The sequence below is a fragment of the Streptomyces shenzhenensis genome, assembly GCF_021462265.1.
Taxonomy (GTDB): domain Bacteria; phylum Actinomycetota; class Actinomycetes; order Streptomycetales; family Streptomycetaceae; genus Streptomyces; species Streptomyces shenzhenensis.
This window is the reverse complement of record NZ_JAJONF010000132.1, coordinates 1-1,950: the sequence shown is the minus strand read 5'-3', so window position 1 is coordinate 1,950 and position 1,950 is coordinate 1. Positions and strand designations below refer to the sequence as shown.

The following is a 1,950-nucleotide window of genomic DNA, read 5'->3' as shown; positions in this document are numbered from 1 at the left end:
GCTCTATCTTGTTCCAGTGCGTCCTGAGTGCGGAAGGGAATTCGATGTAGGACGAGTTTCTTGAAGCAGTGTTGCGTGACCGATGAAGGATTGGCCCTTCGAAGTCGCCCTGCGGGGGGAGGCTTCAAACCGCCTCATGCTGCGTTAGCCGAAGACTGTCGTGGTGAGCGATGAGGAAAAAGGCGCCCAAGAGGCGTCAGGTGGGGATCAGGGAGACGAACGCAAGTGAATCGTTGCTGACGTGTCGAAAAGATTCCGACGACATCAAAACCGGGAAGCTTGGAACCGTCCCGGGATGAGCCTGGCGGGAGCCCGCCGACTGGCCAGGCGGTGTCCGGCATGGAGACGACGTGAACCTGATCTGCCGCGGTCATGCGGAACAGGAGAAGGCGCGTACCGATACAGCCCGTCCTGGTAGGGGTGGGCGAGAGGGAGCACCCCGAGCGGTTGTGCTGTGAAGGGGCCGAGTACCGATGCGGGTCGCGCCGGCGGACCGGCTCGTAGTAGTGGTGAAGCCTCTGTAACGGGGGTGGAGCGAAGGGGCCGGGTCGTTCGTGACTGAGTTGATCGCATCAACCGGACGGTGTCCGGGAGGAGTTCGGTGGACCAGTTGAAGTCGCAGGCCAAGCCGTTTGATATCTCAAAGTGGGAAGTCAGGGAAGCATGGGAGGAAGTGAGGGCTAACAAGGGTGCACCGGGTGTGGACGGGCAGAGCATCGCCGACTTCGAGAAGGACCTGAAGAACAATCTCTATAGGGTCTGGAACCGGATGTCGTCGGGCTCCTACTTTCCTCCGCCGGTGCGTGCGGTGGCTATTCCCAAGCCGCATGGCGGCGGCGAGAGAATCCTCGGGATTCCTGCCGTCGCTGATCGTGTGGCTCAGACGGTCGTGGCCCGGCATTTGGTGCGACGGGTGGATCCTGTTTTCCATCCGGACAGCTTCGGATACCGGCCCGGACGGTCCGCTTTGGATGCTGTGGAGAAGTGTCGGGAACGCAGCTGGAAACGGGACTGGGTAGTTGAGTTCGACATCTCCCAGTTCTTCGATAGTGTGCCCTGGGACCTCCTGGTCAAGGCGGTGGAAGCGCACACCGACGCCGTTTGGGTGAAGTTGTATGTGCGGCGGTGGCTTGCTGCCCCGCTCAAGATGCCCGACGGCACCCTGCTGGAACGGGAGTGCGGGACGCCCCAAGGAGCCCCGGTTTCTCCCGTTTTGGCGAACCTGTTCCTGCACTACGCGTTCGACGTCTGGATGGCGCGGGAGTTCCCCGCCCTCTTGTTCGAACGCTATGCGGACGATGCGGTGGTGCACTGCGTCACCGAACGCCAGGCCCGCCAGGTGCTGGCCGCGCTCTCGGACAGGATGGCCGAGGTCGGGCTGCGTCTGCACCCGGCCAAGACCCGGATCGTGTACTGCCAGGACGGATTGCGGCGTGGCTCCTACGAGCACACGTCTTTCACGTTCCTGGGGTTCACGTTCCAGCAGCGCCAGATGCGGGACAAGAACGGCCGTATCAGATGGTCGTTCCGCCCCGCGGTCAGCAGGGACGCCCTCAAACGACTCGGCGAGGAGGTCCGCTCCTGGCGGCTCCACCGGCGGGTCAACCTCACCGTGGAAGAACTCGCGCAGCGGATCAGTCCGATCGTCGCGGGCTGGATGCAGTACTACGGCCGGTTCTACCGATCGGCCTTGTATCCACTCCTGATGCGCATCAACGCCTACCTGGTGCGCTGGCTCCGTAACAAGTACAGACGGTTTCGCGCGATGAGGAAGGCCATTGCGGCCTTCCAGCGGGCAGCCAAGCGCCGCCCGGGGATGTTCGCGCAGTGGAGGTGGACCAGCTCCCCCTCCCTGGCCTGGTGATCAGGACGACAAGAGCCGTATGACGAGAGATCGTCACGTACGGATCTGTGGGAGCCGGAGGGTGTGACTCCCCCCGGCTACCCGAC

1 protein-coding gene is annotated in these 1,950 nt (G+C 63.1%); it reads left to right on the top strand.

Translation table 11 applies throughout. The features are described 5' to 3' along the window. Window positions 1-601: 601 nt before the first annotated feature. Window positions 602-1,864 carry a group II intron reverse transcriptase/maturase gene (ltrA, locus tag LQ326_RS47010; RefSeq protein WP_234545348.1) on the top strand — a complete coding sequence of 421 codons (1,263 nt, stop codon included), beginning with the start codon at window positions 602-604 and terminating at the stop codon, window positions 1,862-1,864. Window positions 1,865-1,950: the final 86 nt, after the last annotated feature.